This is a genomic window from Aureimonas flava (genome assembly GCF_003583935.1).
GTDB classification, from domain to species: domain Bacteria; phylum Pseudomonadota; class Alphaproteobacteria; order Rhizobiales; family Rhizobiaceae; genus Aureimonas; species Aureimonas flava.
In genome coordinates, this window is the sequence record NZ_QYRN01000012.1 from 40,609 (window position 1) to 67,168 (window position 26,560).

General features: G+C 71.7%; 25 protein-coding genes. 7 read left to right on the top strand and 18 right to left on the bottom strand.

Translation table 11 applies throughout. The features are described from left to right. Positions 1 to 6 precede the first annotated feature (6 nt). From D3218_RS17980 to D3218_RS17995, 4 genes are all read left to right on the top strand, one after another. Positions 7 to 1,302, top strand: a complete 1,296-nt coding sequence (locus D3218_RS17980) for an ABC transporter substrate-binding protein (protein WP_119541464.1) — start codon at positions 7 to 9, stop codon at positions 1,300 to 1,302. Positions 1,303 to 1,535: 233 nt separating this feature from the next. Then, entirely contained in the window at positions 1,536 to 2,420 is an 885-nt protein-coding gene (locus tag D3218_RS17985; RefSeq protein WP_119541465.1) for an ABC transporter permease, read from the top strand. A gap of 4 nt (positions 2,421 to 2,424) precedes the next feature. Then, positions 2,425 to 3,309, top strand: coding sequence for an ABC transporter permease (locus tag D3218_RS17990; protein ID WP_119541466.1), 885 nt, complete (start codon positions 2,425 to 2,427; stop codon positions 3,307 to 3,309). A gap of 8 nt (positions 3,310 to 3,317) precedes the next feature. Further along, the gene (locus D3218_RS17995) at positions 3,318 to 3,965 is read left to right on the top strand and encodes an aspartate/glutamate racemase family protein (RefSeq protein WP_119541467.1); all 648 of its coding nucleotides are present in this window, start codon (positions 3,318 to 3,320) and stop codon (positions 3,963 to 3,965) included. A gap of 7 nt (positions 3,966 to 3,972) precedes the next feature. Here D3218_RS17995 and queC read toward each other — a convergent pair whose 3' ends face one another. The 3 genes from queC to queE are packed head-to-tail and all read right to left on the bottom strand — an operon-like array spanning position 3,973 to position 5,721. Continuing rightward, complete coding sequence (queC, locus tag D3218_RS18000; protein WP_119541468.1) at positions 3,973 to 4,734, bottom strand: 7-cyano-7-deazaguanine synthase QueC; 762 nt, start codon at positions 4,732 to 4,734, stop codon at positions 3,973 to 3,975. Between the two features lies 1 nt (position 4,735). Further along, positions 4,736 to 5,092 carry a 6-carboxytetrahydropterin synthase QueD gene (gene queD / locus D3218_RS18005; RefSeq protein WP_119541469.1) on the bottom strand — a complete coding sequence of 119 codons (357 nt, stop codon included), beginning with the start codon at positions 5,090 to 5,092 and terminating at the stop codon, positions 4,736 to 4,738. Then, the gene (gene queE / locus D3218_RS18010) at positions 5,089 to 5,721 is read right to left on the bottom strand and encodes a 7-carboxy-7-deazaguanine synthase (protein ID WP_119541470.1); all 633 of its coding nucleotides are present in this window, start codon (positions 5,719 to 5,721) and stop codon (positions 5,089 to 5,091) included. Before queE ends, queD begins: the two co-directional genes overlap by 4 nt. Before the next feature lie 282 nt (positions 5,722 to 6,003). Between queE and D3218_RS18015 the strand changes: the two genes are divergently transcribed. Both D3218_RS18015 and D3218_RS18020 read left to right on the top strand, forming a co-directional pair. Beyond that, a complete protein-coding gene (locus tag D3218_RS18015) occupies positions 6,004 to 7,155 on the top strand; it encodes an endonuclease/exonuclease/phosphatase family protein (RefSeq protein WP_119541471.1) in 1,152 nt (383 codons plus the stop codon). A gap of 334 nt (positions 7,156 to 7,489) precedes the next feature. Next, positions 7,490 to 8,914: an Nramp family divalent metal transporter gene (locus D3218_RS18020; RefSeq protein WP_210209707.1), complete on the top strand. Its 1,425-nt coding sequence runs from the start codon at positions 7,490 to 7,492 to the stop codon at positions 8,912 to 8,914. Positions 8,915 to 9,019: 105 nt separating this feature from the next. Here the strand turns inward: D3218_RS18020 and D3218_RS18025 are convergent, their stop codons facing one another. From D3218_RS18025 to D3218_RS18075, 11 genes are all read right to left on the bottom strand, one after another. Beyond that, a complete protein-coding gene (locus D3218_RS18025) occupies positions 9,020 to 9,883 on the bottom strand; it encodes a shikimate dehydrogenase (protein WP_119541473.1) in 864 nt (287 codons plus the stop codon). Continuing rightward, positions 9,880 to 11,442 (bottom strand): tripartite tricarboxylate transporter permease, encoded by a 1,563-nt coding sequence (locus D3218_RS18030; RefSeq protein WP_119541474.1) that lies wholly within the window; start codon positions 11,440 to 11,442, stop codon positions 9,880 to 9,882. Before D3218_RS18030 ends, D3218_RS18025 begins: the two co-directional genes overlap by 4 nt. Positions 11,443 to 11,446: 4 nt before the next feature. Then, a complete protein-coding gene (locus D3218_RS18035) occupies positions 11,447 to 11,959 on the bottom strand; it encodes a tripartite tricarboxylate transporter TctB family protein (RefSeq protein ID WP_119541475.1) in 513 nt (170 codons plus the stop codon). Positions 11,960 to 12,124: 165 nt separating this feature from the next. Beyond that, positions 12,125 to 13,144: a Bug family tripartite tricarboxylate transporter substrate binding protein gene (locus D3218_RS18040; protein WP_119541476.1), complete on the bottom strand. Its 1,020-nt coding sequence runs from the start codon at positions 13,142 to 13,144 to the stop codon at positions 12,125 to 12,127. Between the two features lie 116 nt (positions 13,145 to 13,260). Then, entirely contained in the window at positions 13,261 to 14,184 is a 924-nt protein-coding gene (locus D3218_RS18045; RefSeq protein ID WP_119541477.1) for a LysR family transcriptional regulator, read from the bottom strand. A 120-nt stretch (positions 14,185 to 14,304) separates the two neighbouring features. Then, complete coding sequence (locus D3218_RS18050; protein WP_119541498.1) at positions 14,305 to 15,111, bottom strand: ATP-binding cassette domain-containing protein; 807 nt, start codon at positions 15,109 to 15,111, stop codon at positions 14,305 to 14,307. Positions 15,112 to 15,122: 11 nt separating this feature from the next. Further along, on the bottom strand, positions 15,123 to 16,892 hold the full coding sequence (locus D3218_RS18055; protein WP_119541478.1) for a dipeptide/oligopeptide/nickel ABC transporter permease/ATP-binding protein: 1,770 nt from the start codon (positions 16,890 to 16,892) through the stop codon (positions 15,123 to 15,125). Then, complete coding sequence (locus D3218_RS18060; protein ID WP_119541479.1) at positions 16,889 to 17,836, bottom strand: ABC transporter permease; 948 nt, start codon at positions 17,834 to 17,836, stop codon at positions 16,889 to 16,891. The genes D3218_RS18055 and D3218_RS18060 overlap by 4 nt, the downstream gene beginning before the upstream one ends. Before the next feature lie 11 nt (positions 17,837 to 17,847). Further along, positions 17,848 to 19,404, bottom strand: coding sequence for an ABC transporter substrate-binding protein (locus D3218_RS18065; RefSeq protein ID WP_119541480.1), 1,557 nt, complete (start codon positions 19,402 to 19,404; stop codon positions 17,848 to 17,850). 362 nt (positions 19,405 to 19,766) lie between these two features. Continuing rightward, positions 19,767 to 20,129 (bottom strand): DUF6481 family protein, encoded by a 363-nt coding sequence (locus tag D3218_RS18070; RefSeq protein WP_245415106.1) that lies wholly within the window; start codon positions 20,127 to 20,129, stop codon positions 19,767 to 19,769. 257 nt (positions 20,130 to 20,386) lie between these two features. Next, entirely contained in the window at positions 20,387 to 21,499 is a 1,113-nt protein-coding gene (locus tag D3218_RS18075) for a hypothetical protein (RefSeq protein ID WP_119541482.1), read from the bottom strand. Between the two features lie 177 nt (positions 21,500 to 21,676). On the opposite strand from D3218_RS18075, the gene D3218_RS18080 reads away from it, so the two are divergent. Further along, positions 21,677 to 21,994 (top strand): hypothetical protein, encoded by a 318-nt coding sequence (locus D3218_RS18080; protein WP_119541483.1) that lies wholly within the window; start codon positions 21,677 to 21,679, stop codon positions 21,992 to 21,994. A 12-nt stretch (positions 21,995 to 22,006) separates the two neighbouring features. On the opposite strand, the gene nagA is transcribed toward D3218_RS18080, so the two are convergent. The 4 genes from nagA to D3218_RS18100 form a co-directional block, all read right to left on the bottom strand. Next, positions 22,007 to 23,155 (bottom strand): N-acetylglucosamine-6-phosphate deacetylase, encoded by a 1,149-nt coding sequence (gene nagA / locus D3218_RS18085; RefSeq protein WP_119541484.1) that lies wholly within the window; start codon positions 23,153 to 23,155, stop codon positions 22,007 to 22,009. Further along, on the bottom strand, positions 23,155 to 24,180 hold the full coding sequence (locus tag D3218_RS18090; RefSeq protein ID WP_119541485.1) for an SIS domain-containing protein: 1,026 nt from the start codon (positions 24,178 to 24,180) through the stop codon (positions 23,155 to 23,157). Before D3218_RS18090 ends, nagA begins: the two co-directional genes overlap by 1 nt. 333 nt (positions 24,181 to 24,513) lie before the next feature. Further along, positions 24,514 to 24,906 carry a diacylglycerol kinase gene (locus D3218_RS18095; RefSeq protein ID WP_119541486.1) on the bottom strand — a complete coding sequence of 131 codons (393 nt, stop codon included), beginning with the start codon at positions 24,904 to 24,906 and terminating at the stop codon, positions 24,514 to 24,516. Next, the gene (locus D3218_RS18100) at positions 24,903 to 26,555 is read right to left on the bottom strand and encodes a phosphoethanolamine transferase (protein ID WP_119541487.1); all 1,653 of its coding nucleotides are present in this window, start codon (positions 26,553 to 26,555) and stop codon (positions 24,903 to 24,905) included. Before D3218_RS18100 ends, D3218_RS18095 begins: the two co-directional genes overlap by 4 nt. Positions 26,556 to 26,560 lie beyond the last annotated feature (5 nt).

Below are 26,560 nucleotides of genomic sequence, written 5' to 3' on the forward strand. Positions count from 1 at the left end.
CGATCCATGAGCGACACGACCAAGACCTCCGGCGTCGACCGCCGCGCCTTCCTCAAGTCGGGCGCCGCGCTGGCTGCCGGCGCCGCGGTGACCGCCAAGGTCACCGGCTTCCCCTTCGTGTCGGGCGCGCGCGCCCAGGAAGCCAAGACGCTGCGCTACCTCGGCACGGCGGTGAACCAGTCCAAGGAGATCGCCGACAAGGTGAAGGCCGATCTCGGCATCACCATCGAATACGTGCCCGTCACCACCGACGAGGTGACCAAGCGCATCATCACCCAGCCGGGCACGTTCGACATCGTCGACACGGAGTACTTCTCGCTCAAGAAGTTCGTGCCGACCGGCAACCTGATGGGCATGGACGCCAAGCGCATCAAGGAATTCGACAACATCACCACCGTCTTCACCAAGGGCGAGATCGACGGCAAGAAGATCGGCGACCAGGGCACGGCGCCCTGGAAGGTCCTCTATCTCGCCGGCAACAAGTCCAAGGAGTTCTCCGCGACGCCGACCGAGTGGATCTCGCTGATCCCCACCACCTACAACGCCGACACGCTGGGCATCCGCCCCGACCTCATCAAGCGCCCGATCGAGAGCTGGGCCGAGCTCCTGAACCCCGAGTTCAAGGGCCGCGCCTCGATCCTCAACATCCCCTCGATCGGCATCATGGACGCCGCCATGGCGATCGAGGCGTCGGGCAAGTACCAGTATCCCGACAAGGGCAACATGACGCGCGACGAAATCGACCTGACGATCGACGCGCTGATCGAGGCCAAGCAGGCCGGGCAGTTCCGCGCCCTGTGGTCGGACTTCAACGAGAGCGTCAACCTGATGGCCTCGGGCGAGACGGTGATCCAGTCCATGTGGTCGCCCGCGGTGACCGCCGTGCGCGCCAAGGGCATCGACTGCGTGTTCCAGCCGCTCCGGGAAGGCTACCGCGCCTGGGCCTCCGGCTTCGCCCTCCCCGCCACGCTGGACGGGCCCAAGCTCGACGCCGCCTACGAGTTCGTCAACTGGTTCCTGTCCGGCTGGGCCGGCGCCTTCCTGAACCGCCAGGGCTACTACGCCGCCGTGCTGCCCACCGCGCAGGCCTCCATGGAACCCTACGAATGGGCCTATTGGATGGAGGGCAAGCCGGCGGAGAAGGACATCCTCTCGCCCCAGGGCCAGGTGATCGCCAAGGCCGGCGCGGTGCGCGACGGCGGCTCCTTCGCCGAGCGCATGGGCGCCGTCGCCTGCTGGAACGCCGTCATGGACGAGGACGCCTACATGGTCCGCAAGTGGAACGAGTTCGTCGCGGCTTGAGGGCCGGCGGTCGTCGCAGGGGCGCTGCCCCTGCACACCGCCAGGGGAATTGAATTCCCCTGGACCCCTCGCCTGTTGAGGCATGTCCGCGATCGGGGAGGGCCGCTGGCCCTCGCCGATCGCGGAAAGGTCCCGAGAGAAAAGAAGGGTTCGGGAATTCCTTCCCGAGCGGGGACCGGGGCGGCAGCCCCGCCATCCTCCCACGCCACGACGTTCCCACCGACGGAGGCCGCATGGCTGCGACCGATCGCACCGGGCTCGCGCCCTATCTCCAGGCGTCGCCGCTGGCGCTGGTGTTCCTTCTGTTCCTGGTGGTGCCGCTCGCCTTCATCGTGATGGTGAGCTTCTGGACCTACGACAACTACCAGATCCAGCCGGCCTTCACGCTGCAGAACTACGCCGACGTCTTCGACCGCTGCATCACCCGCCTGCCGGCGCTGTGCACGACGTTCCGGACCTACCTGTCGACGCTCGGCTTCGCGCTGAGGGTCTGGCTCATCACCTTCGCGATCGGCTTCACCATCGCCTATTTCCTCGCCTTCGAGGTCCGCTCCAAGGCGATGCAGTCGGTCCTGTTCCTGATCTGCACGATCCCGTTCTGGACCTCCAACGTGATCCGCATGATCTCCTGGATCCCGCTCCTCGGCCGCGAGGGCCTGGTGAACCGGACCCTGCTCGGCATCGGCGCGATCGACCAGCCGATCGACTGGCTGCTCTATTCCTCCTTCTCGGTGACGCTCACCTTCGTGCACCTTTTCACCTTCTTCATGGTGGTGCCGATCTACAATTCCATGCTGCGCATCGACCGCTCGCTGATCGAGGCGGCGCGCGACGCCGGGGCGTCCGGCTGGCAGACGCTGTGGAACGTGATCCTGCCCCTGTCCAAGACCGGCATCGCGATCGGCTCGATCTTCGTGCTGACCATCGTGATGGGCGACTTCGTGACCGTCGGCCTGATGGGCGGCCAGCAGATCGCCTCGGTCGGCAAGACGATCCAGACCGAGATCAGCTACCTGCAGTTCCCGATCGCCGCCGCCAACGCGGTGGTGCTGCTCGCCACCGTCCTCCTGATCGTCTTCGCGCTCCTGCGCGTGGTCGACATCCGCAAGGAGCTCTGATCCGATGGGCGAGCGCCGCTCCCGCGCCTTCTGGCCGCTGGCCGTCTTCTTCTCGCTGTTCGTGCTGTTCCTGTACGGGCCGACCCTGACGGTGCTGATCCTGTCGTTCCAGGGCCCGGAGGGCGGGCTCACCTTTCCCATGCGGGGCGTCTCGACCCATTGGTTCGGCGTGCTCTGGGACGGGCTCGGCGTCGTGGACGTCTGGGCCGCCTTCGGCCGCTCGTTCCGGCTGGGTCTCGTGGTGACGGCGCTGACCGTGGTGATCTCCGTGCTGGCGGGCCTCGCCTTCCGACGGCGGTTCCGCGGCTCGACGCTCCTGTTCTACACCGCGATCGCCAGCCTGATCCTGCCCTCCATCGCGGTCTCGCTCGGCATCGCGCTGGAGTTCCGCATCCTCGACGACCTGGTGAAGGCCTACGGGCTCGGCGGCGCGGGCTATCAGTCGGCGATGGGCCTGTTCACCTCGGCGCTCGGCGCGCACCTCACCTGGACCCTGCCCTTCGGGCTCCTGGTGATGTTCGCCGTGTTCAACCGCTTCGATCCCGCCTACGAGGAGGCCGCCCGGGATCTCGGCGCCACGCCCTGGCAGACCTTCGCCCACGTCGTGCTGCCGATCATCGCGCCCTACCTGATCGGCGTCGCGCTGTTCGGCTTCACCCTGTCCTGGGACGAGATCGCCCGCACCTCGCAGGCGATCGGCGGGCCCAACACGCTGCCGCTGGAGCTGCAGGGCCTCACCACCACGGTCACCAACCCCGCGATCTACGCGCTCGGCACGCTCACCACGGCGGTGTCCTTCCTGGTGATCGGGCTGACGCTGGGCACCGGGCTCCTCCTGCGCGCCCGGCGCATGCGTGGCGCCTCCGACGCCGGCAAGGGCACCCTGTGACCGGCCCGATGCGCATCCTGTTCCTCAATCCCAACGCCACCGCCTCGATGACGGAGAAGGTCGCGGCGGCCGCGCGCGCGGCGGCCGGGCCGCGAACCGTGATTCTTTCGGCCACCAACCACGCCGGCCCGCCCTCGATCCAGGGGCCGGCGGACGGCGAGGCGGCTGAGCCCGGCCTGCTGGCGCTGGTCCGCGAGCGCGAGGCGGAGGCCGACGCCTTCGTGATCGCCTGTTTCGACGACACCGGGCTGGCGCGGGCGCGCGCCCTCACCGCCAAGCCGGTGATCGGCATCGGCGAGGCGGCGATGCGGGCGGCGGCGGCCGGGGACCGCCCCTTCAGCGTGGTCACCACGCTGTCGGTCTCCGTGCCGGTGATCGAGGGCAATGTCCGGGCCTACGCGCTGGAGCCGCTGTGCCGCCAAGTGCGCGCCTCCGAGGTGCCGGTGCTCGCCCTGGAGGAACCGGGAAGCGCGGCGCAGGAGCGCGTGGCGGCGGAGATCGCGGCGGCACTCGCCGAAGACCGGCCGGGCGCCGTGGTGCTCGGCTGCGCCGGCATGGCCGATCTAGCGGACGCGTTCTCCCGGCGCTTCGGCCTGCCCGTCCTCGACGGAGTGGTCTGCGCGGTGCGCGAGGCCGAGGCGCGGCACCGGGCCTGACGGCCGGTCACCTCGATGCGGGGCCCGGAGCGGGGTGACCGCCGGCCGTCGGCTTGCCGGACGCGGTCTCGCAGCGAAATCGCTCCCAGCCTTGCGCGCGCAGTTCGCAGGCCGGACAGGCGCCGCAGCCGTAGCCCCACGCGTGCCGGTGCGTGCGGTCGCCCTGGTAGCAGGTGTGCGTCTCCTCGCACACGAGATCGAGAAGGGACCCGCCGCCGAGGCGCTCGGCCAGCGCGAAGGTCTCAGCTTTGTCGATCCACATCAGCGGCGTGTGGACCACCAGACGCGCCTCGAGGCCCAGGTTGAGCGCGATCTGCATCGCCTTCATCGTGTCGTCGCGGCAGTCCGGATAGCCGGAATAGTCGGTCTCGCAGACGCCCGTGACGAGGTGACGGGCGCCGCGCCGATAGGCGATCGCCGCTGCGAAGGTGAGGAACAGGAGGTTGCGGCCCGGCACGAACGTGTTCGGCAGCCCGTTCGCCTGCATGGCGATGGCCATCTCCCCCGTGAGCGCGGTCTGCGAGATCTGCGCCAGGAGCCCCATGTCGAGGAGATGGTCCTGCCCGATCCGGTCCCCCCACTGCGGGAAGTCGCGCCGGATGCGGTCGAGGATGCGCGGGCGCACGTCGAGCTCGACGCGGTGGCGTTGGCCGTAGTCGAAGCCCACCGTCTCGACGCGGGCGAAGCGGTCGAGCGCCCAGGCGAGGCAGGTGGTGGAATCCTGCCCGCCCGAGAAGAGGACGAGGGCCGTATCCTGCCGCTCCCCCATCTCAGCGCCCCTCGTACTCGGCGAAGGAGTGCGGCGTCTCGAAGACGCGAACGCGCGCGAGAAGCGGCAGCGCGGGCTTGGCGTGATCGAAGATCCACACCGCGATATGCTCGGCGGTCGGGTTCTCCAGCCCCTCCACCTCGTTCAGCGTGTGGTGGTCGAGCCGCTCCATCAGCGGCGCGAAGGCGTGTTCGACGTCGAAGAAGTCGACCACGAAGCCGGTGTGCGGATCCACCGGCCCTTCGAGCTCCAGATCGATGCGATAGGAATGGCCGTGCATGCGGAAGCACTTGTGCGAGGGCGGCACGTTGGGCAGGCGGTGGGCCGCCTCGAAGAAAAAGCTCTGCGTGATCTTCATCGGATTCCGAGCATCTTGTGGGTCTGGAGGGTGAGGCGCCAGCGCGGGTTGGCCATGCAGTAGGCCACCGCGTCGCGCGTGTTCTCGGCCTGGCGCGGGCCGTCCATCGGCTGCAGCAGATGGTGGCGGAAGCGGAGGGCGGCGAAGCGCTCCGGCTCGGCGCCGGCCTGCGGATAGACGAGCTTCAGCTCGTCGCCCGCCGTGACCGCGAGTTCGGCACCGGCCTTCGGCGAGACGCAGAGCCAGTCGATGCCGGCGGGCGGCAGGACCGTGCCGTTCGTCTCCACCGCGATCTCGAAGCCGTGGTCGTGCAGCGCGCCCGTCAGCGCCTCGTCCACCTGGAGGAGCGGCTCGCCGCCAGTCAGCACCACGAGACGCTCGCCCTCGTGCTCGCCCCAGCTCGCCGCGACGGCCCCCGCCAGGGCCTCGGCCGAGCGGAAGCGCCCGCCGCCCGTTCCGTCCATGCCGACGAAGTCGGTGTCGCAGAAGCGGCAGACGGCGGTCTCGCGGTCCTCCTCGCGGCCCGACCAGAGGTTGCAGCCGGCGAAGCGGCAGAACACCGCCGCGCGGCCGGCGTTCCGGCCCTCGCCCTGCAGCGTGTAGAAGATTTCCTTGACGGCGTAGGACATCGCTCGTTCGTCTCTGCGTGGTCTGCCGGTTCGAACGCGCCCGGCGCGCGCTCCGCAGCCCGGTACAGGCCGCCGGGCCCTTCCATACACCCATCCGCCCGATCGCCAAGCCGCCTCGGCGTCCGTCCGCCGCCCGCTCGGGCTGAACCAAACCGGTGCGCGCGTGTTGTGGCCCCGGAGCCGCGCGGATGCGTCGCGGCGAACGATGCAAGGTGCCGCCGATGACGCCCGCCCTTCCGAACCGCCGCGCAGGCTCGTGAGGCGCGTCGCGCCGACCCGCGCATGAGCGCCTCGACGCTTCGGCGCCTCGCCTGGCTCGCGATCGCGACGCTGGCGGTCCTGGCCTTCGCGGCGACCTTTCTGCCGCTGCTGCCGACCGACGCCTGGTGGGTCCGCTATCTCGATTATCCCCGCCTCCAGATCACGGCGGCGATGCTGGTGCTGCTGGCGGCCTGCCTGCTCGTGCCGGGCCGGAGGCGGACGCGGGCGCCGGTCGCGCTTCTCCTGGCCCTCGCGCTCGGCCGCAACGCGGTGCTGCTCGCCCCCTACCTCCTGCCGCCCCTGGCCGGCTGGCCCGCGCCGGCCGTCGCGCAGGCGCGCGACTGCCCGGCGGATCGGCGCCTGCGGATCCTCTCGGTCAACGTGCAGATGGGCAACCATCACGACCACCGGCTGATCGAGATGGTGCGCCGCGTCGACCCCGACGTCGCTTGGTTCCAGGAGACCGACGCGTGGTGGGAACGCGAACTCGCGCCGCTGTCCGCCGCCCTGCCGCACGGCCTCTCCGAGGCCCAGCCCAACTACTACGGCATCCACCTCTTCTCGCGCCTCCCGCTGGAGAACGGCGAGGTCCGCAACCTCACGAATTCCCGCAACCCCTCGGCCTTCGCCACGGCCGTCCTCCCGTCCGGCGACAGGGTGCGGCTCTACGCCATCCATCCCCGTCCGCCGCAGGTCGGACAGAGCACCGCCGAGCGGGACGCCCAGATGATGGCCATGGCGCTGGAGGCGCACGGGGACACCCTGCCGTATGTGGCGATGGGCGACATGAACACCGTGCCCTGGGAGCGCATCGCCGATCGGATGAAGCGGATCGGCGGCTTTGCCGACCCGCGCGTCGGGCGGGGCCTGCTGGTGACCTGGAACGCCAACAGCGCCCTTCTGAAATGGCCCCTCGACCACGTCATGCCGGGGCCGGACTGGACGCTGTCGCGGCTGGAAGTCCTGCCGCGTTTCGGCTCCGACCATCATCCGCTCCTCGCCGAACTCTGCCTCCGGCCGGCGGGCGGGGCCCGAAGCCGGGCGAGCGCCGCCGAGCTCGAGGAAGCCCGCCGGACGGTGCGTCGCGGCCAGGGCCGAGCGGTCGACCGGGACGCGTCGCAGCCCCCGGGGACCAGCGACGCGAACGAAGGCGGCACCGCGCGCGAGGACTGACCGCAGCACGCCGGACACCCGCGAAACGTAGCCGCGACGGGATTTCGCCGGCCGCCGACATCAGTGGGCGTCGATGCGGCGCGGAAGCGCACGCGCCCGCCTCCTGCGCACGGACGCGAAACGGCCCGGCATCCGGGGGTTCGGCGCCCCTCGGAGGGCCGCGCGTGCGCCTCGCCCCGCCGGCGCTGCGAGCGGAGCGATCGCTCGGCGCGGGGGGCGCCTGCCGTGGCGGCATGGCATCCGATCAGTTTTCGGTGATCCGACGGCGTTTCCCGGCTGTGCTACGCCCATGGCAACGACGTCGCCCCGAGGCGGCGCGAAGGGGAGGACGAACTTGAGCACCATCACGCAGGGCGGAGCTGCGCCCGTCGTCGCCGATCACGACGACCCCTACCACCTCACGTCCGACGGCATTCGGGAGCCGCCCGTCGGCTGGGCCCATTCGCTGCGGCACCTCGGGCCCGGCCTGATCCTGTCCGCCTCGATCGTCGGCTCGGGCGAACTGATCGCGACCACGACGCTCGGGGCGCGCACGGGCTTCGTGCTCCTGTGGATGGTGATCTTCTCGACCTTCGTGAAGGTCGCGGTGCAGATCGAGCTGGCCCGGTGGACGATCTCCACGGGACAGCCGGCGCTCACCGGCTACAACAAGGTGCCCCCGCGCCTCGGCCGGGTCGGCTGGATCAACGTGCTCTGGGCCATCATGGCCTTGACCAAGGTCCTGCAGATCGGCGGCGTGGTGGGCGGAACGGCGGTCGCGCTGTCCCTGCTCCTGCCGATCGGCGGCGATCCGCTCGGCACGCTGTCGATCACCGTCTGGACGCTGGTCACCGTGGTGAGCGCGATCGTGCTCCTCTATTCCAACAACTACTCGCTGATCGAGCGCGGCGCCGTGCTCCTCGTGGTCCTGTTCTCGATCGGCACCGTGGTGATCGCGCTCGGCCTGCCGCTGACGCCCTTCGCCTATTCGGCCGACGACGTCCTGTCGGGCCTGACGCTGGCCATTCCGGCCGGCGCGGTCGGCATCGCGATCGCGATGTTCGGCATCACCGGCGTCGGCGCGGACGAATTGACCTTCTACACCTACTGGTGCGTCGAGAAGGGATACGCGCGCTATGTCGGCCCCAACGACGGGTCCGACGCCTGGAAGCGCCGCGCAAGGGGCTGGATCTCGGTGATGTACAAGGACGCCTTCGTGTCCTGGTGCGTCTACACGTTCGGAACGCTCGCCTTCTACCTGATGGGCGCGGCGGTGCTGCATCCGCAGGGGCTGGTGCCGGCCGGCAACGACATGATCGGGACCGTGTCGCGCATGTACACCGACACGCTCGGCGACTGGGCCGGGACGCTGTTCCTGGCCGGCGCCGTGGCGGTCCTCGGATCGACGCTCTGGGCCTCGATCCCCAGCTGGTCCCGGATGTACGTCAATCTCCTGTCGGAGTTCGGCCTGATCGACTGGCGCAACACGCGGCAGCGGCTGCGTTGGATCCGGATCTTCACGGTGGGCCTGCCGATCGTCTGGGGCACCGCCTACCTGTTCATCCAGTCGCCCGTGCTGATGATCCAGATAGGGGGCGTGTCGACCGGCATCTTCCTGCTCGCCGTCGTGATCGCCGCCTGGTACCTGCGCAACACCGAGACCGATCCCGATATCCGGGGCGGCACGGCGTTCAACGCCCTGCTCGTCGTCTCGTCGGTGGCGATCGTGCTGCTCGGCATCTACACGGGCGCCAACGTGCTCGGGCTCGTCGCACGCTAGCGAGGGCGCGCCGCCCCGCCGGGTCCCTCGGGACCCGCCTCCTGGCGACCCGGTGAAGGCCGGTCGCGCCAGGAGATCGCGGCGGGGCGCCCCGAGCGGAGTCCCTCAGGCGCCGAGCGCGAGGAAGGCCGCCATCATGCGCTCGCGGTCGGCGCGCAGCCCGGTGAAGCAGGAGAACGCGCGCACGGCCTGGCCGACCGCCATGCCGGCGCCGCCCATCGTCCGGCAGCCCCGCGCCTTGGCCTCGCGGATCAGCTGGCTCTCCAGCGGGAAGTAGTTGACGTCGACCACGAAGGTCTCCGGCCCGAGACGCTCGATGGGATAGGGCAGGCCCGGCCGCTTGTCGGTACCGATCGGCGTCGCGTTGACGATGCCGTCGTAGGCGCCCTCGACGGAGGAGACGGCCCGGACCCGTCCGCGCCCCTGTTCCTCGAGGCGCTGGACCAGAAGGCGCGCGCGCTCGTGATCGAGATCGTGGACGAAGAGCTCCTCCACGCCGCAGTCGAGAAGCCCGCCCGCCACCGCAAGGCCCGCGCCGCCGGCGCCGATCTGCAGGACGCGGCGCCGCGCGGCCCCCGTCATGGTCTCGGCGAACGCGTCGGTGAAGCCGCCGAGGTCGGTGTTGAAGCCGATGCGCCGTCCGTCCCGCAGGACCACCGTGTTGACCGCCCCGACGATGCGGGCGCTTTCGTCCAGCTCGTGGAGGTGGTCGAGGATCGCGATCTTGAACGGATAGGTGACGTTGAAGCCCGCGTAGCCGCACAGTTCCATGGCGCGCACCAGGGCGCCGAGGTCGTCGGGCGTGGCGAGCGGCGTGTCGAACAGGCGGTACACGGTGCGAAGCCCGTGCGCGGCGCCCTCGCGCTCCTGCATGGCGGGCGTGCGCGAAGCGGCGATCCCGGCGCCCACGAGGCCGAGCTGCAGGGTTTCCTCCGTGCCGAGCGCCCGGAACGATGCGAAGGCGTTCATGCGCCGGCCCCCCGGTCGCCCGCACCCTCGGCCCGCGCCCGGCCGGGGTCGCCCGCCGCGCCGAGGGCGGCCCGGCGGGCGCGCCAGCGCTTCCAGGGCGGGGTCTGCGAGACGAAGATGAAGACCACCGACAGGAACAGGGCGAGCGACAGGGGGCTGGTCAGGATGCCGAGGAAGAAGCCCGGCAGGCTCTCGCGCTCCGAGATGATCGCCCGGCGCCAGTTGTCGTCCAGCAGGCGGGACAGGATGACGCCGAGGATGATCGGGCCCAGCGGATAGCCGTAGAGCTTGAGGAAGTAGCCGAAGACGCCGAAGGCGAGCATCCAGTAGACGTCGGCCACCGAGTTGTTCACCGCATAGGCGCCGACGATCGAAAGCAGCAGGATCAGCGGCACGAGCACGGCGCGCGGCATCTCCACGATCCTGACGAACAGCTTGATGCCCGTCAGGCCGAAGGCCAGCATGCAGACGTTGGCGAGCGTCAGGCTGCCGACGATGAACCAGAACATGTCCGGCTGTTCCACCATCAGCATCGGGCCCGGATTGAGGCCGTGGATGAACAGGGCGCCGATCATGATGGCCGTGACCGCGTCGCCGGGGATGCCGAGCGTCATCATCGGGATGAAGGCGCCGCCCACGGCCGCGTTGTTGGCGGTCTCGGGGGCGACCAGGCCCTCGATCGCGCCCTGCCCGAAGGGGCGCTCCGGGTTGCGGGTCGTGCGCTTGGCGTGGTCGTAGGCCATCAGCGCCGCGATGTCGCCGCCGGTGCCCGGTAGCGCCCCGATCACCACGCCCAGCGCCGAGGTCTGCATCGACAGCGGCAGGTGCTTCCGGATGGTGGCGAAGGAGGGCACGATCTTGGAGATCGTCTGGCGGACCGGCGCCTTGTCCATGTGGTGGAGCTGGGCGAGCGCCTCGGACACGCCGAACAGGCCGATCATCACCGCGATGAACGAGATGCCCGTCTGCAGGAGCGGGAGATCGAAGGTGAAGCGCGAGGTGAAGGTCAGCGGGTCCATGCCGACCGTGCCCAGCATCAGGCCGAGCGCGCCGCAGAAGATGCCCTTGACCAGCGAGCCCGACGACAGCGAGCCGACGAGCAGCAGGCCGAGGACGGCGAGCAGCATGTAGTCGCGCGGCTGGAAGGCGAGGGCGAAGTCGGACACGAAGGGGGCGGCGACGGCCAGCACCAGGATGCCCACGAAGCCGCCGATGAAGCTCATCGTCGTGGTGATGCCGATCGCCTCGCCGGCCTCGCCGCGCTGGGCCATCGGGTAGCCGTCGAGGGCGGTCGCGATCGCCGAGGGCGCGCCGGGGATGTTGAGCAGGATCGCCGTGCGCGAGCCGCCGTAGACCCCGCCCATGTAGATGCCGATCATCAGCGCGAGCGCCGGCAGGACGTTCCAGGAGAAGGTGAAGGAGATCAGGATCGACACGGCCATCGTCACCGACAGGCCGGGGATCGCCCCGATGTAGATCCCCGCGAAGGTGCCCAGGGCGACCACCGCGAAGAGCTCGGGATGGGTGAAGACGGTGAGGAAGGCGGACAGCTCGGCCATCGTGTCAGAACCACCCGCCGACGGCCGCGCGGAGCGCGGACAGGATCTCGGCCTCCGGCACGATGCCGGCGGGAATGAGGACCGTGAACACGATGCGGAACAGGACGTAGATCAGGGCGAGGCTCAGCAGCGCGACGAGCGCGGCATGGAGGATCGAGCGCTTCGACAGGATGCGGATCGAGACCAGCAGGAACAGGAAGGACGTCGGCAGGAAGCCGAGCGGCTCCAGCGCCACGGCGTAGAGAAGGAGGAGCACCGCGAACACGACCACCAGCGGCGGCAGGACCTCGCGGCCGAGACGCTCCGCCGTGTCGCGGGGGCGCCGCGCGGTCTTGACGAGGACGATGCCGAGCGTGACGGCCATGACGAAGGTCGTGGCCATCGGCACGGCGCCGGGCGAACTCAGCGCCTCGAAGCCGGAGATGCCGTAGGCGCTCCAGAGGAGGAACAGGCTCCCCAGGAAGAGCACCACGGTGAACGCTCGTTCACCGGGCCGTCGTTTCGTCTCGCCGATCATCGATCCTCCTCCTCATCGCGCCCTGCCTTCGCCGGCGGGCTGGGCCGCGACCGGTCGAGGACGCTGCTCGCGGCGACATCGGCGAACCTCCCGCCCCGTCCGCCCGACGTGAAACCCCTGCCCGTCGCGCCGCCGCACCGTGCCCGGCGCGGCGGCGCCCCGCGCTCAGTCCTGCGCGGCGCGCTCGATGCCGAACTCCTCCGGCGAGGCCTTGGTCAGCCCGGCGTCCTGGAGCAGCCAGGCCGTGGTCTGCTGCCAGCTCGTCATGAAGTCCTGCGCCTCCTCGCCGCTGATGTTCATCAGCGTGTAGCCGCGATTGTCCATAAGGGACTTGAAGCTGTCCTGCTCGGCGGCCGTCCGGAACGCCTCCTGCAGCTTGGCGACCACGTCGTCCGGCGTGCCCTTGGGGGCGAAGACGCCGAAGAAGGGACCCCAGGGCAGGAACTTGGCATAGCCCTCGTTGGCGGCCGTGATCGCCTGGACCTCGGGAAGCTGCTTGACGCCCTCGGACGCGAACACGGCGAGCGCCTTGATCTTCTCGGCCTTGACGCTCTCTACCGCCGCGCCGAGCACCGCCGGCATCACGTCGATGGCGCCGCTCTGGAGCGCGGTGAGGGCCGGACCGTCGCCGTCGTAGGGGATCACGGTCACGGGAAGCTCGCCTTCCACGTCGCGGATCATCGCGGTGACCACCGAGGGCAGGCCGCCCGGTCCCGTGGAGCCGAACTTCACCTCGCCCGGATGGGCCTTCACGTATTCGATCATCGAGGCGTAGTCGTCGAACGGCGTGCCGGGGCGCGCGACGAGGATCGGCGTCCCGCGCGCCAGGATGTCGATGGCGACGAAGTCGCCGTAGTCCTTCGTGCCGAGGCCCATCACCTTGTAGATCAGCGGGTTCTCGGCGCCCATGAGGAGCGAGTAGCCGTCGGGCCTGGCGGCCGCCACCTGGTTGAGGCCGATGGCGCCCGCGCCGCCGGTCACGTTCTTGAGAACGATCGACTGTCCGAGGATCTCCTCCACCTTGGGCGAGACGGCGCGCATCACCGTGTCGGTCGAACCGCCGGCGCCCCATTGGATGATGCCCTGGATCTCCTTGGTCGGATAGGTCTGGGCGCTGCCCGGCACCACGCCGGCCAGGATGGCCGCAGCCCCGGCCGCCGTCATCGCCAATGAACGGAAACGCATGGGTTCCTCCCTCTGCATCCGGGCTCCTCCCTGGATGGCGGACCGCCGCCCGACGAACGATCCGGTCCTCAGTTCCATCTGTCACGTCATAACGCAAATACCAAGATGTCCGCCCACTATGCATCCGGGTTATCTTCCGCGCCGGGCCGGGCCGCCGTCCGCTCCATCTCGGACCGCAGCTCGGACACGAAACGGCGGGCGAAGCTCGACAGGACCGTGCCGGCCCGGCTGGCGAGGAAGGTCTCGAAGCGCGTGTCCTCCTCGATCGGCAGGACCAGGAAGCGGTCCGTCGGCAGGCTGGCGACGGTGAAGACGTCGAGCACGGCGACGCCGAGGCCCTCGGCCACCAGCGCGGCGACGGTGCTGCCGAAGCGGGCCTTCACCACCACCTCGTAGCCGAGCCCCTCGCGCTCGAAGAGCCCCGCCATGATCCGCCCGTAGGGATCGGTGGGGTCGATGCCGATCAGCGGCTGGGCGGCGATCTCGCGCGCCGGGACGCTCGCGCGGCCGGCGAACGGATGGTCCTGCGGGGCGATGCAGACGAGGTGGCCCGTCGCCAGGGGCTCGAAATGGACGGACGGGTGGTCCAGCCGATAGCTCATGGCGACGCATTCGCCGCGTCCCACGAGGAGGTAGTCCATGGCCTCCTCGATCTTCAGGATCTCGATGTTCATCCGCAGGGCGCCATGGCGTCGGCGCACCGCCGCGACGGCCTTGGGCATCATCGACTGGGCGATCGAGGGCACCGAGCCGATGCGCAGCTCGGCCTGGTCGCCCCGCTCCAGCCGCTCGATCGCCTCCTGCAGGCTGGCGACGCTGTTGTGGACCTCCTGGATCTGCGAGAACAGGCTCACGGCCTCGGGCGCGGGCACGTAGCGCCCGGCCTTGCGGTCGAACAGGCGCACGCCGAGCGCGGTCTCGATATGCTTCATGGCGCGGCTGACGCCCGGCTGGCTGACGTTGAGAAGCCGCGCGGCGCCCGCGATGGTGCCGCTCACCATCACGGCGCGCACGATCTCGATCTGCTTCAAGGTCAGCAAGGTCCGGCCCTCCCGTTGGCGCCGGACCCTAGCACCGGACCCGGACCGCCGTCGCGCGCGCGCCGGACATCCAGGGGGACGCGGGCCGCGGGGCCGGAGCGACGCCCGGCGGCGGCCGTGTCAGGCGAAGGCGCCCTCGAGGCGCGGCGCGCTGGCGAAAAGCTCGCGCGTATAGGCCTCGCGCGGGGCCGCAAAGAGGGTTCGGCTCGCCTCCATCTCCACGATCCGCCCCGCCTGCATCACCGCGACGCGGTCGGCCACCGCCTCCACCACCGCCAGGTCGTGGCTGATGAAGAGATAGGTGAGCGCGAAGCGCGCCTTCAGGTCTTCCAGGAGCAGGAGAACCTGCGCCTGGACGGAGACGTCGAGCGCCGAGACCGGCTCGTCGAGGACCAGGACGGAGGCTCCGGCGGCGAGCGCGCGGGCGATGGCGATGCGCTGGGCCTGCCCGCCGGAAAACTCGTGCGGGTAGCGGTCGAGCGCGCCCGGCTCCATGTCCACGGCACGCATCAGCTCGGCCATGCGCGCCGCGCGGCCCCCGGCGTCCGCGATCCCCGCGACGCGCTCGAGCACGCCACCGAGCGTCGTCCGGACCATCTTGCGGGGATTGAGCGAGGCGATCGGATCTTGAAAGACGTACTGGATCGCCCGGCCGTAGGCGCGCGGGCCCTCGCGGCGAAGCGCGGCCGCGTCGCGCCCGCCGATCTCGAAGCGCCCGCCGCTCGGCTCCACCAGCCCGACCAGCATCCTGGCCAGCGTCGACTTGCCCGAGCCGCTCTCGCCGACGATCGCCAGCGTCTCGCCCCGCGCCACCCGCAGCGTCACGCCGGCTACGGCATGGACCGGCTCGCGCCGGCGCGACAGGAAGCCGCCGCCCCCCGGATAGATCTTGCGCGCGTCCTCGATGCGGATCGCCGCGTCCGTGATCTCCGCGCCGGTCATGCGAGGCCCCGCATGCGCTGGAGGAAGGCCCGGCCCTCGCCCGGGCGCGGCACCGCCTCGATCAGGCGGCGCGTGTAGGGGTGGGCGGGGCGGGCGAGAACCTGCCGCGTCTCGCCCGTCTCGACGATCTCGCCGCGCCGCATCACCGCCACCCGGTCGCACATGCCGGCCACGACGCCGAAGTCGTGGGTGATGAGCAGGAGTGCCAGCCCCCGCTCGCGCCGGAGCTCGCGCAGGAGGTCGAGGATCCTCGCCTGGACGGTGACGTCGAGCGCCGTGGTCGGCTCGTCGGCGACGAGGATGTCCGGCTCGCCCGCGAGGGCCATGGCGATGCCCACGCGCTGCCGCTGGCCGCCGGAAAGCTCGTGCGGATAGGCATCGAAGCGGGCCGCCGCGTCGCGGATGCCGGTCCTTTCCATCAGCGCCACCGCCCTGTCGCGCATGGAGCCGCCGGCGCCGTGGACGGCCACCGCCTCGGCCACCTGCCGACCGACGCTCATCAGCGGATGCAGCGTCGTGAGCGGGTCCTGGAAGACGTAGCCGATGCGCCGGCCGCGCAGCGCCTGCATCAGGCTCGGCGACGCGAGGACGTCCTGCCCGCCGAGCCGCACGGCGCCGCCCGTGATCACGGCGGGGGGCGAGGCGACGAGCCCGGCGAGCGACAGCGCGGTCACGCTCTTGCCGGAGCCCGATTCCCCGATCAGCCCGAGGCACTCGCCGGGCGCGATCGCAAAGGACACGCCGCGTACCGCCGGCGCGAGGTCGCCGCCGCTGCGGAAGGCGACCGAGAGTCCCGACACGTCGAGACGCGCCGCGCCCGCCCCGCCCGGCTCCGGCACGCCCGCGCGCCGGACTTCGGTGACCGCCTGCGGGCGCACCAGCGTGCCCGAGCGCAGACGCGGATCGAGCACGTCGCGCACGCCGTCGCCCAGGAGATTGATGCTCATCACCAGGGCGAAGATCGCCAGGCCCGGCACGAAGGCGACGTGAGGCGCGACGAAGAGCTGGGCGCGCGCCTGGCCCAGCATGGAGCCGAGATCGGCGGCCGGCGGCTGCGCGCCCAGGCCGAGGAAGGACAGGCCCGCCGTTTCCAGAATCATCCAGCCGATGGTGGAGGACATGGCGACGACGACCACCGGCAGCACGCCCGGCAGGATCTCCGTCAGCAGCACCGAGACCGGCCCCTTGCCCGACAGGCGCGCGGCATCCACGAAAGGCTGGCGCGACAGGCCGATCACCGCGCCGCGGATGTTGCGGGCGAAGAAGGGGATGTTGACGATGGCGATGGCGTAGAGGGCGTTCAGGAGCCCCGGCCCCAGGACCGCGACGATCGCCAGCGCGAGCAGGATGTAGGGAAAGGCCATCAGCATGTCGACGAGGCGCATCAGCACCGTGTCGGTCCAGCGGCCGGCATAGCCGGCGACGAGCCCGACCAGCGTGCCGAGGACCGCCGCCACCAGGGTGGCGCCGATGCCGACGGCGAGCGAGACGCGGGTGCCGTGGAGGAGCCGCGCCAGGAGGTCGCGCCCGAGATGGTCGGTGCCGAGCAGGTGACCGACCGAGAGCAGCGGCTGGAGGCGGTTCGCCGGCGCCGTGGCGTCGGGATCGGGCAGGGGCAGCAGCGGCGCGAGCAGCGCCGCGCCCGCCAGGAGCACGAACACCACGAGGCCGAGCGCCGAGAGGCGGTTGGCGAGAAGGAGCTCGAAGGCGCCGGGACGCGAGGGCGGCGCCGCCGGCGCGCCGGGGCGGGCGAGGGTCGCGTTCATGCCTTGAGCCTCGGGTCGAGGGCGGCCTGCGCCACGTCCGCGAGGAGGTTGACGAGGACGTAGGAGACGGCAGCCACGAGGACGCCGCCCTGGACCAGGAGGATGTCGCGCTGCGCCACGGCGTTGACCAGCATGGCGCCCAGCCCCGGCCACTGGAACACCGTCTCGACATAGACCGCGCCGCCCAGCACGAAGCCCGCCTGGAGGCCGATCACCGGGATGATCTGGACCAGCGCGGCGCGGAACGCATGGCGGCGGATCACGGCTCCCTCCGCCAGGCCCTTGGCGCGCGCCGTGCGCACGAAGTCCTGGCGGAGAACCTCCAGCATGGCGGCGCGGGTGAGGCGCGCGATGATGCCGGCGGCGACCACGGCGAGCGTGAGCGCCGGAAGCGCGAGATGGCGCAGGAGATCGGCAAGGTCGCCCCCTCCCCAGACCGAATACATGCCCGAGGCGGGAAGGAGGCGCCACCGCACCGCGACCAGGAGGATGAGCACGAGGCCGAGCAGGAAGGAGGGGGTCGAGATGCCGACGAGGACCACGAAGGTGACGATCCGGTCCGCCCAGCCGAACTGGCGCACCGCCGAGACGACGCCGGCCAGGAGCCCGAGCGCGGAGGCAAGGACGAGCGCGGCGCCGGCCAGGACCAGCGTTGCCGAGAAGCGCTCGCCCACCTCGTCGAGAACCGGCCGGTTCAGGGCGTAGGAGCGTCCGAAGTCCCCCTGCAGAAGGTTTCCGGCCCAGGCGAGATACTGTTCCGGCAGGGGGCGGTCGAGGCCGAGATCAGCGTTGAGCCGCGCGACGTTCTCCGGCGTCGCGTAGGCGCCGAGGATCGCCAGCGCCGTGTCGCCCGGGATCATCGCCATGATCGCGAAGACGATCAGCGAGAGCCCGATCACCACCGGAACGGCGGCCACGAGACGCTTGAGGACGTATCCGGCCACGGCCCCTCCTCTCAGCTCTTCACGACGGAGCGGAGCTGCAGCGTGAAGTCCGGCTGCAGCACGAAACCGGAGACGCCCTTCGCGGTCACCGCGTTCTGACGCCAGTGCGCCCCGAAGAGCCAGGGCGCCTCCTCGTGCACCAGCGCCTGGACCTCTCGGTAGATCGCGCCGCGTTCGGCCTCGTCGGTGAGGGTGCGGGCGCGGTCGAGCAGCGCGTCGAGCTCCGGGTTGGCATAGTAGCCCGAGTTGAAGCCCCCGGCCTCGGGCAGCGCGTCGGAATGCAGCGTCAGCGAGGGCAAGGTGTCTGGGTCGTTGGTCATCCAGGCCATCTGAGCCATGTCGCCCTGCCCTTCCAGGCCGGCGTTGACGCGCGCCAGATAGGCGTTCCACTCGTAGGTCTCGATCGCGACGTCGAGGCCGACGGCCTTGAGATCGGCCTGGATCGCGGTCGCCATGGGCACCGGATCGAGCATGCCGGAGCCGCCCTCCGTCACCAGGAAGCGGAGCCCGGCCCCTTCCGCGCCGGCTTCGCGCAGAAGCGCGCGCGCCCGCTCGGGGTCGTGCGGCCACGGCGCGACGCCCGGATCGTAGGCCCATTCGAAGGCCGGCGGGATCGCCCCCGCCGCGATCGTCGCGGTGCCCTGGAGGACGTCCTCCACCAGGGTCTTCTTGTCGACCGCGAGGTTGACCGCCTGGCGCACGCGCTTGTCGGCGAAGATGCCGTCGCGGGTGTTGAGGATCAGGAACCATTCGTGCGGCCCGACCGTCTCATGCAGCGTGAAGTCGAGGTTGTCGCGGAACAGGACGACGTTGTCCGGCGGCGTCTCGACCATCACGTCGATCCCGCCCGAGAGCATCTCCGCGACGCGTGTCGTCGGATCGGAGACCGGACGGAAGACCACGGTGCGCAGCGCCGGCGCGCCGTCCCAGTAGCTCGGGTTGGCTGACAGGACCACGCGCTGGTTGGCGACCCATTCCTCGAAGCGGAACGGCCCGGTGCCGACCGGGCGGCGGCCGAAATCCTCGCCGGCCGCCGCGACCGCCGCCGGCGAGACGATCGCCCCGACGGGCAGCGCCAGGTTGGCGAGAAACGGCGCGTAGGGCTCCGAAAGCCGGAACTCCACCGTCGCGGGATCGACGACCCGGGTCTCCTGCACCTTGGAGAACTGGAAGGCGAGCGGGAACGTGCCCGTGTCGTGGAACGGATGCGCCTCGTCCAGCATCCGGTCGAAGGTGAACTTGACCGCGGCCGCGTCGAACGGCGTGCCGTCGTGGAAGCGGACGCCCTGCCGCAGCGCGAACCGGTAGGTCAGCCCGTCCGGCGAGATCTGCCAGCCGGTGGCGAGCGCGGGCTCCAGGTCGAGCGTGCCGGAGCGGTAGCGCACCAGCCCCTCCAGGACGTTGGTGGTGACGCGGAAATCGTTGGCGGCGGTGGCCTGCTGCGGGTCCAGCGACTGCGGCTCGGCGATCTGGCCGACGACGAGGACGCCGGGCGGCGTCTGCGCATGGGCCGGCGCGGCCAGGAGCAAGCCTGCCGCGATCGTGAGTGTCGTCCACCAACCCTTCATCCGATGCCGCCCCTCCGTGAAACGAATGCCGCCGCCATGATCGCCCCCTTCAGGAGCTAAGGCGGCAGGCCGGGGCGGAAAGGGTGCAATGCAGCAAAGCCGGCGCGACGCGCGCCGCCGGAAGCCCGCACGCACGTGACGGCGCAGCGCACGGCTATTAGGGTCAGATGTCGACACAAGCCGGCGCTGCCCCCCTTCCCTCGACGGGCGTCGGGGGAACCGCAGCCCGTGCGGCGCGAAGGCCGGACGGGCCAAACACCGGCGGCGCCGGCGCCGGTCGTCGGCATCGGCGCGGGGGGACCGGCCGGGACGGGGGAATGACGTCGGGAGGGCCCGTCCGCGCGGGCCCCCGAGCGGCGTCCCTAGCCCTTGCGGCTCTGCCGGGCGGCGTAGCGCGCGTCGCGCTTGGCCTTCTGGGCGGCCTGGTCGGCCAGGGTCTGGGCGATCAGCCGGTCGCGCTCGCTCACCGCCGCCTGCTCGGCGGCCTCGGCCTCGGCGGCGGCCTGCGCGGCGCGTTCCGCCTCGCGTTCGGCCTGTTCCGCCTGCTGCTGTTCGCGACGCGCCGCCTCGCGCTCCGCCCGCGCGGCCACGATCGCCGCGTGCTCGTCGCGCCGCGCCTGGGCGTCTGGGTCGTTCCGTTTGGCCTTCATCTTCTCGAGAAGGGCCGCCTTGGCCTCCTTGGCCGCGTTCCGGCGATCGATGAAGTCCGTGCCTACCTGTTTCAAGATCTGTCTCGCTTGCGTCTTCGCTGATGCGGGCGCCGCTGCCGGCGCCGGCCCGGCGGACCATGCCGCCGCTGCCGGCCCGGTTCAAGGGGGGGCGCCCGTCCGATCGGCTCGATATGGGCATCGCATCGGGCGAATGCGAGGCGGAACGGGCCGGCTCGGATGCAAAGAAGGCGCCGGGTCCGGGCCCGGCGCCTTCGATAGTTGGGGCCAACGCAACACGCCTCAACCACTGGCGCCAGTAAAGCGCATCGCCCTTAAGATTGGGTTGCGGCGGGCGGGCGCCCGCCCGCGTCGGCGAGGCGGCGGAGCACCTGCGCCGGGCGCTCGTGCTCCACCAGTTCGCCGCCGAAGCGCTCGGCGAGGGCCGCGAATCCGTCGAGATCGGTGAACACGAGGTCGCGCGGCGCGTGGAACGGACCGAGGCGCGCCCCGCCCGCCTCGACCGCCATCACCGGATCGCCGGTCTCGGGCGCGAGGCACGCGTCGATCCGCGAGACGGGCGCGGCGAGCCCCCGGCGGGCGATCTCCGCCTCGATCCGCCCCGCCACGGCGTGCCAGGCGAGCGAGGACGCGGCCTCCTGCCAGAACACGGGCTCGTCGAGCCGGAACGGGAGGGCGGCGGCGTAGGTGTCGAGCCAGGAGGCGCGCGTGGCGGCCATGGCGAGCTGCATCGCCTCCACCTCGCGGTCCGGCAGGTCCCAGTTCTCGGCGGGCGTCAGGGCGATGCCGAGAAGGAGCCCGGCCGCCTCGCCCGTCCGATCCGCGCCAAGGACCGGAAGCGCGGCCTGCGCCAGCACCGCCTCGGGATCGACCGGCCCGCCGCCGGCCGCCGACCGCTCCACCAGGGTCGCGAGCGCCTCGGTGAGCCGGGCGACGCTCGCCGGGCCGACGTGCGAAAGGTCCACCGCCTCGGGCGCCAGGACCGCCGGCAGCACCGCCACGGCGGCGGCTTCGGGAAACACGCCCGATTCGCGCAGCGACCGGGCCAGCGCCCCGAGGCTCGCCGGATCGCCGGCGAAGCGCCGAATCTCGGCCGCATCCCCGCACACCGGAAACAGGATGGGCTGGAGATCGAATCCGTCCGCCTCGCCGGCCGGGCCGTCGGCCGCAAGGCCGATCCAGGCCGCCTGCGCGAAGACCTCGCGCCGGAACGCGTCGAAGCCGCCGTCGAGAACCTCGTCGAGCTCGGGTTCCAGCCGTGCCAGCGTCGCGTCGAACCCGTCCAGCGCCACGTCGATCGCCACCGGCTCCCCGGCCGCGAAGGCGACGGCCGCCTGGAACAGCGCGCGTTCCGCCGGCGTGCCGCCGCGTCTCGATGCCTGCCGCGCCCGCTTGGCCGCGAAGCGGCGGTCCTGCCTGTTGGTCATGCCGCGTCCCCTGGGGCTCTCGCCGCGCCCCGCGCGCCGCGGTGGCTCGTTAGCATCTCCCGCCGCCGGAGGCAGCCCCCGGGGGTCGGTGCCCTCGCGCGCCGCCATGAAACGGCCGCCGCGATCCGGCCATGTCGCCGCGAACAAGTCGCCGCGAAACAGGAAAGGGACGACCCGATGCGCCTTCCGGCCGCCGCCATGTCGCTCGCCGTCGCGTCCGCCGCCGTTCCCGGCGCGGCGTCGGCCTCCAGCCCCGACGCCTGGGCCGAGTTCGAGGCGCGGGTCGTGCAGGCCTGCCGCGCGGCCAGCGGCCTGCGCGAGCCGCGCGCCTCGGCGATCGTCGGCTTCGACGACCGGGCGGGCATGGTCGCCGTCCTGGTGTCGGATCGCGGACGCGGCGGCGCGGCGCCGAGGCTGTGCCTCTACGACAAGCGCACGCGGCAGGCGCATGTGGACGAGGCGCCGGGCTGGCGGGCCCCTCCGAGCCCGCGCTGACGGGCGGACGGATCAGTCCGGCGACACGGGGCGCCCGCCGATCCACACGCCGCGCAGCGCGAGGTCGTCGCCGAGCCACACCATGTCGGCCCGCGCGCCCGCCCCGAGGCGGCCGTGGGTGGCGGCGAGGCCGAGGAACTCGGCGGCATGGCTCGAGCAGAGGCGCAGGGCGTCCTCCAGCGCGAAGCCCAGCACGTCGACGAGATGGCGCAGCGCGCCGATCATCGAGAGGTCGGAGCCGGCCAGCGTGCCGTCGGGGAGCGTCAGCCGTCCGTCCCGGCGCCGCGCGGTGCGCCCGTTCAGCTCGAACGCGTCCGCCGGCGAGCCCACGGTGGGCATGGCGTCGGTGACGGCGATCAGCTTGCGCGCGCCGCGCTTGGCGCGCAGTGCGGCGCCGAGGGCCGCCGGATGCACGTGGTGTCCGTCCGGGATGAAGCCGCACCAGACCGCCTCGGCCTCCAGCGCCGCGCCGACGAGCCCCGGCTCGCGGCTGCCGAGCGGGCTCATGGCGTTGAACAGGTGGGTCACGCAGGTCGCGCCGGCCGCGAAGCTGCGCATCGCCGTGTCGAACCCGGCGTCGGTGTGGCCGAGCGAGACGCGGATGCCGGCCGATGCGAGCGCGGCGATCTGCGCCTCCGACACGCTCTCGGGCGCGACGGTCAGCAGGAACGGGCGCACGCGGGTCTCGCACAGGGCCGCGAGGTCCTCCGCCGCCATCGGCCGGATCAGCGCCGGGTCGTGCGCGCCCTTGCGCGCCTGCGCCAGGAACGGCCCCTCCACATGGATGCCGGCGCAGCCGGGCACGCCCTGCGCCATCGCCTCCGCCACGGCCCGGATCGCGGCGAAGGTCACCGCGGGACGGTCGGTGATCACCGTGGGCAGGAGCGCGGTAGAGCCGAAGCGGGCATGGGCGGCGCAGATCGCGGCGACCCCCTGGACGCTCGGCGCCTCGTTGAACAGGACCCCGCCGCCCCCGTTGACCTGGATGTCCAAGAAGCCGGGCGCCAGAAGGCCGCCGTCGAGGCGCACGACCTCGGCCCCCGCCCCGAGCTCGCCGTCCGGCACGATCGCCGCGACGCGGTCGTCCGCCACCACGAGCGCGTGGCCGGCGCGGCGGGTCTTCCCGTCGAAGATGTCGGCACCCCGATAGGCGGTGGTCATCACAGGGTCTCCGTCACCTTTCGCAGGCCGCGCGGCGCGTCGGGGTCGAGACCGCGCGCCCGAGCCACGGCTTCCACGAAACCATAGAAGGATACCAGCATCGACAAGGGTTCGGTCAGGGGGTGGCCGGTCGGCGCATGCGGCAGGCGCGTGCCCGCCCCGGCCTCGCCCACGGTGAACAGCGCGGCGCCCGTGTCGCGCACGCGGGCGCAGATGTCGCGCAGGCCCGGCCGCGCCGCGTCGTCCGGCACGAAGGCGAACACGGGAAACCCCGGCTCCACCAGCGAGACCGGCCCGTGCAGGAGCTCGGCGCCCGAATAGGCCTCGGCGTGGAGCATGGAGGTTTCCTTGAGCTTCAGCGCCGCCTCGCTGGCGACCGCGAAGCCGGGACCGCGCCCGAGCGCGTAGAGCGAGCGCGCCGCGGCCGCCGTGTCCAGCGCCGGCGTCCAGTCCTGATGCAGCGCCTCGGCGAGCCGGTCCGGCAGGGCGGCCACGGCCGCCTCCAGCGCCGCGTCGCCGCTCCAGGCGGCCAGCACGCCGAGCGCCGCCGCCACGGAGGCGACGACGCTCTTGGTGGCCGCGACGCTCCGTTCGGTGCCCGCCCGCAACGGGACCCGCCAATCGGCGGCTTCGAGGAGCGGCGAGCCCTCGACGTTGACCAGCGCGGCCGTCTCGGCGCCGCCCGCCCGCGCCGCGTTCAGGAGCGCCACGATGTCGGGGCTGCGGCCCGACTGCGAGATGGCGAGCGCCGCCTGGCCCGCGAGGCGCAGGCGCGTGCCGTAGACCGACACCACGGAGGGCCCGAGCGAGGCGACGGGCCGGCCGGTGAGGATCTCGCACGCATACTGGAAGTAGGTCGCCGCGTGGTCGGACGAGCCGCGCGCCACGGTCACGGTGACGGCGGGCGACAGCTCGGCGAGGCGGCGGCCGAGCGCATGCGCCGCCGCGCCCGAGCCATGGAGGAAGCGGCGGACGGCGTCCGGGATCTCGGCGATCTCGCGGGCCATGAGGCTGGCTTGGGTCATGCGGCTCCTGGCCCGCGGGGCTGCGTTCGGCGACGAAGTCGGAGGCGTCGCGCCCGTCGCGCGCCAGCATGTCCGATCTGCGCGGGAAGGCGAGCCCCGAGCCGGCGGACGGCGGACGGCGACGATTTCCACCGAGAGACCGTCGGGGACGGGAGGCTCCGAAGCGAGCGCGGCGATTCCATCCGACGCCATATGGCGGAAACCGAGCCGCCGCCAGCCCCCGTTCGACCGGGCGTGCCCGTGCAGAACCCCTTCTCGCCGGAAGCCGGAGGTTGGCCGGCCCGCTCTCGTGCCCGCTCTGCGTCGATCGGATGTCGCGCGACCGGCGAGGCGTCACACGATCGCGGCGATGCAGGCGACCGCGAAGCCGAGATTGGCGAGGATCACGCAGGACACGGCGAAGGATCCGAGATCCTTGGCCTGCCCCGCGAGGACCGACACCTCGGGCGAGACGAGATCCACGATCAGCTCGATCGCCGTGTTGAGCGCCTCGGCCGCCGCCAGGAGGAGAAGCAGGCCGCACTGGATCAGGAGATCGACCCGCGACGCGCCGGTCGCCGCGAGCGTGCCGAGCAGCACCGCGCCGAGCGCGATCTCGTGGCGGAAGGCCGCTTCGCTCGCGAGCCGGGCGAGCCCTGCGAGGGAATAGCGCGTCGCGGCGAAGACGTGGGCGAGCCCGCGCAGCTTGGCGGGGGCCAGGGGCGGATGCGGCGCTTCCACGCTCATCGGGTGCCCGTCCCGAGGTCGGAGACCTGCGTGGGCGCCTCCGGCGCGCGGCAGGGCGCGAAGGCGTCGAGCCGCGCATCGTAGACCGCCGTCCGGAGGTCGGCGAGGCCGATCAGCGTGTGGAACAGGTTGTCGTGCGACAGGGGCGCGCCGCGCCGGTTGGCGAGGCAGGCCGCGTCGACGCCCATCCGGTGGGCGAACCCGTTCGAGAACCAGGCGATCATCGGCACGTGGGTCTGGGTCGAGGGCGCCAGCATGTAGGGCATGGCATGGAGGTAGATGCCGTTCTCGCCGAGCGATTCGCCATGGTCCGAGACGTAGAGCATGGCGGTCTCGAGATCGGCGCGCGCGGCGAGCATGTCGATCGCCTGCGCCAGGACGTGGTCGGTGTAGAGGATCGTGTTGTCGTAGGCGTTGACGATCTCCTCGCGCTTGCAGTCGGCGAACTCGGCGGTGTGGCAGGCCGGCGTGAAGCGCTCGAACGAGGCCGGATAGCGCTGGAAGTAGGTCGGCCCGTGGCTGCCGAGCTGGTGCAGCACGATCACGGTGTCCCGGGTGATCGACGTCAGCTCGGCGGCCAGCCGGTCGGTCAGGATCTCGTCGCGGCACTCGCCGCCCTCGCAGAAGCGCGGGTCGGCGCCTTCGGGAAGATACGCGTAGGGCACCCGGTCGGCCACGTGGTAGGCCCCGGTGTCGTTGTCGATCCAGCGCACGTCGAGGCCGCCGTGGCCGAGCACGTCGAGCACGTTCTCCACCGAGCGCGCCTTGGCGTCGGAATGCCCCGCGCGCGTGAGGTTGGAGAACATGCAGGGCACCGACACGGCGGTGGAGGTGCCGCAGCTCGACACGTCGGTGAAGGACACGACGCCCCGCTCGGCGAGTTCCGGGTTGGTGGGGCGGTTGTAGCCGTTCAGCGAGAACTGCTGGGCGCGCGCCGTCTCGCCGATCACCAGCACCGTGACCACCGGCTTGCCGCCGGCCGCCAGCCGCGGGCCGGGCACCGCGTCGGTGCCGAGCGGCGCCGCCACGAAGGTCCGCTCGCCGCCGAGCTGCTTGGCATATTTCACCAGCGCCGTGACGGGCGCCACGGGGTTGAGGCTCGCCATCATGTCCCGATGCATGCGGAAGGTGGAGGCGTAGCTCGAATAGAAGAGAAGCGCGATCGCGAGCGTCAGGGCGAGGCTCGCGAGGATCGCCGTCCCGTTCCAGCGGACCTTCCGCCAGAACGGGCGATGGCGCACCCGCACGAGCGCCACGAGGGCGGCCGGCAGAAGGCCGAACAGCGCGAGGTGGACCAGGAACCCCTCGGTCAGGAGGTGCCCCGCCTCGGCGCCGGTCGTCAGCGCGACGTTGGCGATCATCTCCCGGTCGATCAGGATGCCGTAGCTGTCGACGTAGTAGGAGGCCACGGCCGACACGAGCACCAGGGCGATCACCATCGGCTTGACGAGGTAGCGCACCGAGAGGGCGGCCAGCAGCGAGAACAGGAGCAGGAACAGGCCGAGGCCGAGGCCCGCGAGATGCAGCGGGTGGTCGCCCAGATACAGGAAGCCCTTGCGCCAGAACGTGCCGTTGGTGGCGAACAGGAGATAGGCCGCCGCGAGGGCCACGAGAGGCAGGCTGCCGAGGGCGGGTCTGTGCAAGCGCATGGCGA

Excerpts from the sequence above, each read along its gene's own strand:
- D3218_RS17980 (WP_119541464.1), top strand. The coding sequence starts at position 7 with ATGAGCGACACGACCAAGACCTCCGGCGTCGACCGCCGCGCCTTCCTC.
- D3218_RS17985 (WP_119541465.1), top strand. The coding sequence starts at position 1,536 with ATGGCTGCGACCGATCGCACCGGGCTCGCGCCCTATCTCCAGGCGTCG.
- D3218_RS17990 (WP_119541466.1), top strand. The coding sequence starts at position 2,425 with ATGGGCGAGCGCCGCTCCCGCGCCTTCTGGCCGCTGGCCGTCTTCTTC.
- D3218_RS17995 (WP_119541467.1), top strand. The coding sequence starts at position 3,318 with ATGCGCATCCTGTTCCTCAATCCCAACGCCACCGCCTCGATGACGGAG.
- queC (WP_119541468.1), bottom strand. The coding sequence starts at position 4,734 with ATGGGGGAGCGGCAGGATACGGCCCTCGTCCTCTTCTCGGGCGGGCAG.
- queD (WP_119541469.1), bottom strand. The coding sequence starts at position 5,092 with ATGAAGATCACGCAGAGCTTTTTCTTCGAGGCGGCCCACCGCCTGCCC.
- queE (WP_119541470.1), bottom strand. The coding sequence starts at position 5,721 with ATGTCCTACGCCGTCAAGGAAATCTTCTACACGCTGCAGGGCGAGGGC.
- D3218_RS18015 (WP_119541471.1), top strand. The coding sequence starts at position 6,004 with ATGAGCGCCTCGACGCTTCGGCGCCTCGCCTGGCTCGCGATCGCGACG.
- D3218_RS18025 (WP_119541473.1), bottom strand. The coding sequence starts at position 9,883 with ATGAACGCCTTCGCATCGTTCCGGGCGCTCGGCACGGAGGAAACCCTG.
- D3218_RS18030 (WP_119541474.1), bottom strand. The coding sequence starts at position 11,442 with ATGGCCGAGCTGTCCGCCTTCCTCACCGTCTTCACCCATCCCGAGCTC.
- D3218_RS18035 (WP_119541475.1), bottom strand. The coding sequence starts at position 11,959 with ATGATCGGCGAGACGAAACGACGGCCCGGTGAACGAGCGTTCACCGTG.
- D3218_RS18040 (WP_119541476.1), bottom strand. The coding sequence starts at position 13,144 with ATGCGTTTCCGTTCATTGGCGATGACGGCGGCCGGGGCTGCGGCCATC.
- D3218_RS18055 (WP_119541478.1), bottom strand. The coding sequence starts at position 16,892 with ATGAACGCGACCCTCGCCCGCCCCGGCGCGCCGGCGGCGCCGCCCTCG.
- D3218_RS18065 (WP_119541480.1), bottom strand. The coding sequence starts at position 19,404 with ATGAAGGGTTGGTGGACGACACTCACGATCGCGGCAGGCTTGCTCCTG.
- D3218_RS18075 (WP_119541482.1), bottom strand. The coding sequence starts at position 21,499 with ATGACCAACAGGCAGGACCGCCGCTTCGCGGCCAAGCGGGCGCGGCAG.
- D3218_RS18080 (WP_119541483.1), top strand. The coding sequence starts at position 21,677 with ATGCGCCTTCCGGCCGCCGCCATGTCGCTCGCCGTCGCGTCCGCCGCC.
- nagA (WP_119541484.1), bottom strand. The coding sequence starts at position 23,155 with ATGACCACCGCCTATCGGGGTGCCGACATCTTCGACGGGAAGACCCGC.
- D3218_RS18090 (WP_119541485.1), bottom strand. The coding sequence starts at position 24,180 with ATGACCCAAGCCAGCCTCATGGCCCGCGAGATCGCCGAGATCCCGGAC.
- D3218_RS18095 (WP_119541486.1), bottom strand. The coding sequence starts at position 24,906 with ATGAGCGTGGAAGCGCCGCATCCGCCCCTGGCCCCCGCCAAGCTGCGC.
- D3218_RS18100 (WP_119541487.1), bottom strand. The coding sequence starts at position 26,555 with ATGCGCTTGCACAGACCCGCCCTCGGCAGCCTGCCTCTCGTGGCCCTC.